This is a genomic window from Streptococcus loxodontisalivarius, from assembly GCF_016908645.1.
In the GTDB taxonomy this organism is placed as follows: Bacteria; Bacillota; Bacilli; order Lactobacillales; family Streptococcaceae; genus Streptococcus; species Streptococcus loxodontisalivarius.
In genome coordinates, this window is sequence record NZ_JAFBEH010000074.1 from 1 (window position 1) to 5268 (window position 5268).

Consider the following 5268-nt stretch of genomic DNA (forward strand, 5'->3'; position numbering starts at 1 on the left):
TGAAAACTGGATAAACAATTATCCTAAGAAAATACTGAGCTATAAATCTCCTAATGATGTTTTACTGAATGGCTAACTTGCACTTGAAATTTAGCGTTTACCACAAAACAGTCATTTCCAGATGTTTCAAAGGCAAGCGTATTGAAAAGAAGACACTTTTCCTGTAAAATAGAAAGGAAAAACATTTTTATAGGAGTTAACTATCTTAAGATGAAAAAGATATTACTAACCTGCTTCGCTGCACTCCTTTTACTCTTTGCAGGAGTAACGAGTGCTCAAGCAGACCAATACCTCCGTGTCGGAATGGAAGCAGCCTATGCACCTTTCAACTGGACACAAGACGACGACTCTAATGGTGCTGTTCCTATCGAAGGTAGCGACCAGTACGCTAACGGTTACGACGTTCAGATTGCTAAAAAAATCGCTGACAGCCTCGGTAAAGAACTTCTTGTCGTTAAAACCTCTTGGACAGGATTGATTCCTGCCCTCACATCAGGCAAGATTGATATGATTGCTGCTGGTATGAGCCCAACTGACGAACGCAAACAAGAGATTGCCTTCTCAGATGCCTACTACACATCATATCCTGTTATCGTTGTCTCTGCTGATGGTGACTACGCTGACGCTACTAGCCTAGCTGACTTTAAAGGAGCTAAATTGACAGCCCAGCAAGGTGTTTACCTCTATGATTTGATTGACCAAATCCCAGGAGCAACTAAAGAGACTGCCATGGGTGACTTCAACCAAATGCGTCAAGCAGTTGACTCAGGTATCATCGACGGCTACATCTCAGAACGCCCAGATGCGACTTCAGCTGAGAAAGCCAACAAAAAACTCAAGATGATTGCCTTTGAAGACGGAAAAGGATTTACAACATCTGAGTCTGATACTGCTATCGCAGTTGGTCTTCGTAAGGATGATACAGAGACACTTGCTAAAGTCAATGCAGTGCTTGCAACCATCTCAGCTGATGACCGCCTCAAACTGATGGATGAGATGATTGATGCCCAACCACTTGAAGAGGAAGATGACACATCAGCTAATAGCAACTTCTTCACTCAAATGTGGACAATCTTGACCAACAACTGGCAACAGTTCCTCAAAGGAACTGGAATGACCCTCTTGATTTCGATTATCGGTACCGTTGTCGGAACCATTATCGGACTTCTTATCGGTGTCTACCGCACAGCACCTCGTGCTGCTAACAAAGCGCTAGCTATTCTCCAAAAACTCTTCGGTTGGTTCCTCAATATCTATATTGAAATCTTCCGTGGAACACCTATGATTGTACAAGCCATGGTTATCTACTATGGTACTGCCCAAGCCTTCGGTATCAGTATTGACCGTACGCTTGCAGCCATCTTCATCGTTTCAATCAACACAGGTGCCTACATGAGTGAAATCGTTCGTGGTGGTATCTTCGCTGTTGATAAGGGACAATTTGAAGCCGCAACTGCCCTTGGATTTACCCACGGTCAGACCATGCGCAAGGTTGTTATTCCTCAGGTTGTCCGCAATATCCTTCCTGCAACTGGTAATGAATTCGTCATCAACATCAAGGATACGTCAGTTCTTAACGTTATCTCTGTAGTCGAACTCTACTTCTCAGGAAATACGGTTGCAACACAGACCTACCAATACTTCCAAACCTTCTTCGTTATCGCAGCTATCTACTTCGTCCTTACCTTTACGGTAACACGTATCTTGCGTTATGTAGAGCGCCGCTTTGACCAAGATAATTACACACAAGGAGTTCATTGATATGACTGATACTATTTTAGAAATTAAACATTTGAAAAAGTCCTTCGGTAAAAATGAAGTCCTCAAAGACATCTCTATCGATGTCAAAAAAGGTGAGGTTATCTCTATTATCGGTTCATCTGGTTCAGGGAAATCAACCTTCCTTCGTTCAATCAACCTTTTGGAAATTCCAACTGAAGGACAAATCCTCTACCATGGACAAAACGTTCTTGAAAAAGGATATGACTTGACGACCTACCGTGAAAAACTCGGTATGGTTTTCCAATCCTTCAACCTTTTCAACAACCTCAACGTTCTTGAAAATGCTATCGTTGCTCAAACAACCGTCCTCAAACGTGACCGCTCTGAAGCTGAAAAAATCGCTAAAGAAAACCTCAATAAGGTCGGTATGGGAGAACAATACTGGAAGGCTAAACCAAGCCAGCTCTCAGGTGGACAAAAACAGCGTGTCGCTATCGCTCGTGCCCTCTCTGTCAATCCAGAAGCTATTCTCTTTGATGAGCCAACATCAGCCCTTGACCCAGAAATGGTATCAGAGGTCCTTAAAACCATGCAAGATTTAGCTAAATCAGGTTTGACCATGATTATCGTTACCCATGAAATGGAGTTTGCCCGCGACGTCTCAGACCGTGTCATCTTCATGGACAAGGGAGTTATCGCTGAAGAAGGTAGCCCTCAACAAATCTTTGAAAATCCCCAAGAAGCACGTACCAAAGAATTCCTACAACGCTTCCTTGGATAACAGCCAAACCAGACTAAATCAAACTAGTCTGGTTTCTTTTGACAAAATACTTTACCGGTTAAGTATTTTGTGTTATACTATAGTGGATTGAGAAAGGAATAGGACTAGGCAAGGAGCTGAAGATAGAACTGACGTTCATCGAAGCGACTTAACGACGTCCTAACCTTTATTCAATCCACTATATCTTTGTTGACGTTAACAAGCACTCTAAACTCTCAAACCATCTGCAGGCACCTACTAGATTTAGAAAAAGACTAGTCCTGAATCTAGGCGACAGGAAGGCGGCTCTTAGCAGATGGTTAGAAAAAGTAGGATTACAGGAGGTAGTATGGCTGAGAAAACAGACCTAGCAAGCGCTTATCGACGCTTGAAAAGCCCTAACATCAAGACACGTAAACGTGCTCTCAAAATTATTCATGACTACAAGCGTCATTCCAAATAATTAAATCGCACACTCCATTTTTTAAGAAGGAGCCACCTGATTCTGGACAAGTCAGGTGGCTTTTTTGGGTCTTTCTTTAAAGTAAGCTTAAGTGATTTCTGATATACTATAGGTATGTATAAACACGATCCAAAAATCAAGAACTCCTGGCGCCTAGCAAGTGCTGTGATTTCTTTTATCCTATCTACTCTTTTTTATAGCTACTTCCTGATTCCTTACAGCCATTATATTTCTAATTATGGAATGTTTTTCGCCTTTTTGCTCAATCTGGCAATTATTCTGATGATGACCTATTTTGGCTACGTCTGTATCCGTTTTATGGTAACTGGACGACTTTATCGCTCTGCCATTATCATCCTCTATATCCTCTATGCTCTTAGCTTAGTCTACCTGCTCTTTCTTAAAGACATTGGCACACAAGGGATTTCATTCAATCCCTTCTCTTTCGTCAATGACATCCTATCCGGAAGTCGCTTTGTTCCCATCATGAACCTTATCATGTTTCTGCCTCTCGGCTTTCTTTTTCCTATGAAAAAATGGAGCACAGCTAGCTTTCTTATCTTCATCCTAGCAGTCGAATGGTGCCAGTACCACTTCTCACTAGGAATCTTCGACCTTGGTGACGTCACTGCTAATACCATAAGTTTTATCCTAGGAAGCTTTCTTGGGAGCATCGGCCTGCGCAGCTTTATCAAAAATAGAATACACTAAAAACGAGTTGGAAAACCAACTCGTTTTGTCATACCAACATATTATAAAGTGTTTCATTTCCATGGAGGTTGATGTAGCCTGGGTCAAAGGCTGATAGGCGGTCAATAAGGCCAGCATAGTCATTTTTATCACCTAGAGTCACACCTATTAGAACTGGACCTGTTCCCTTGTTGGCACGCTTAATATACTCGAAACGTGTGATATCATCATTTGGTCCCAAGATATCATTTACAAACTCACGAAGGGCTCCTGGACGTTGTGGGAAATTAACTACAAAGTAGTGTTTTACACCATCGTAGATAAGGGCACGTTCTTCCATTTCAGGCATACGGTTAATGTCATTATTACCACCTGAGATAATGCAAACGACTGTTTTACCAGCAATCTCTTCCTTCATGACTTCCAGCGCAGCGATTGAGGCTGCACCCGCAGGCTCTGCGATAATCCCCTGCTTAGAGTACATATCAATCAAGGTTTCTGAAATCAGACCTTCATCTACACCAACTAGACGATCGACATTCTTACGGGCAACCTCATAAGTATTGCTACCCACTTTTTGCACCGCAATACCATCTGCAAACTTATCGATTTCTTCCAATTTGACAGGATGTCCCTTGTCAAATGCTGCGCGCATGCTTCTAGCACCGCTAGCTTCGACACCAATCACCTCAATTTCAGGAGCACAATCCTTGATGTAAGTAGAGACACCAGAAATCAGGCCACCGCCACCGACTGGTACAAAAATACTATCAAAGCTAACGCCCTCTGCTTGAGCTTGTTCATAAATCTCATAGGCAACCGTACCTTGTCCAGCCTGAACATTGAAATCATCAAACGGATCGATGAAGGTCATACCTTCTGCCTTGGTAAATTCTTGAGCAGCCTGAGCTGACGCATCAAAAGTATCACCTACCAATTTGATCGTCACAAAGCTACCACCAAAGAATTGAACCTGACCAATTTTTTGCTGTGGTGTTGTTACTGGCATAAAGATAGTTGCAGGAATCTTCATCTCATTACAAGTAAAGGCCACACCTTGTGCATGGTTACCCGCAGAAGCACAGACAACTCCGCGCGCCTTCTCCTCATCACTCAATTGTGAAATAGCATAATAGGCTCCACGAATCTTAAATGAACGTACTTTCTGCATATTTTCACGTTTTAAATAAACCGTCGCTCCATATTTTTCAGAGAGATAACGGTCAAAATCTAAGGGTGTACGTTCGACAACTGTCTTGAGCACATCATTAGCCTTAACAACATCTTTTGCTGTAATCATCTTTTCCCCTCGCTTATTTGACAAAATTTTCAGATTATTTCTATTATATCATACTTTAGTGAAAGCGAAGCCCTTTTTCAAAAATAAAACAACTTCATCAATCCACAAAATCCCTAGAGTCCTTTCAAGAAAAATAGGCTCTATAATTTTCTACCATTTGTCAAGTATATCAATGCTTTAAGCCCAAAAATAATATCAAGACAGTAGCCGTTACGTGGTTATTGTCTTATTTTTATTACTGGATTAGTAAAAAAGTGCATGCAAAAACAACACCTTATATTGAAAAATTTTGATAAGGTGTTACAATGATAGAGCATAAGACTTTACTGACTT

At 41.5% G+C, this 5268-nt stretch carries 5 protein-coding genes; 4 read left to right on the top strand and 1 reads right to left on the bottom strand.

Features of this window, described 5'->3' with window-relative positions; genetic code table 11:
* Window positions 1–210 precede the first annotated feature (210 nt).
* The 4 genes from JOC28_RS10230 to JOC28_RS10245 all read left to right on the top strand — a co-directional run bounded on the left by JOC28_RS10230 (window position 211) and on the right by JOC28_RS10245 (window position 3656).
* The gene (locus JOC28_RS10230) at window positions 211–1761 is read left to right on the top strand and encodes an ABC transporter permease subunit (RefSeq protein WP_205010587.1); all 1551 of its coding nucleotides are present in this window, start codon (window positions 211–213) and stop codon (window positions 1759–1761) included.
* A 1-nt stretch (window position 1762) separates the two neighbouring features.
* Entirely contained in the window at window positions 1763–2503 is a 741-nt protein-coding gene (locus tag JOC28_RS10235) for an amino acid ABC transporter ATP-binding protein (protein ID WP_205010588.1), read from the top strand.
* Between the two features lie 328 nt (window positions 2504–2831).
* Window positions 2832–2945 carry a putative metal homeostasis protein gene (locus tag JOC28_RS10240; RefSeq protein ID WP_205010589.1) on the top strand — a complete coding sequence of 38 codons (114 nt, stop codon included), beginning with the start codon at window positions 2832–2834 and terminating at the stop codon, window positions 2943–2945.
* A gap of 114 nt (window positions 2946–3059) precedes the next feature.
* Window positions 3060–3656: a VanZ family protein gene (locus tag JOC28_RS10245; RefSeq protein WP_205010590.1), complete on the top strand. Its 597-nt coding sequence runs from the start codon at window positions 3060–3062 to the stop codon at window positions 3654–3656.
* A 28-nt stretch (window positions 3657–3684) separates the two neighbouring features.
* On the opposite strand, the gene ilvA is transcribed toward JOC28_RS10245, so the two are convergent.
* The gene (ilvA, locus tag JOC28_RS10250; protein ID WP_205010591.1) at window positions 3685–4935 is read right to left on the bottom strand and encodes a threonine ammonia-lyase IlvA; all 1251 of its coding nucleotides are present in this window, start codon (window positions 4933–4935) and stop codon (window positions 3685–3687) included.
* Between the last annotated feature and the right edge of the window lie 333 nt (window positions 4936–5268).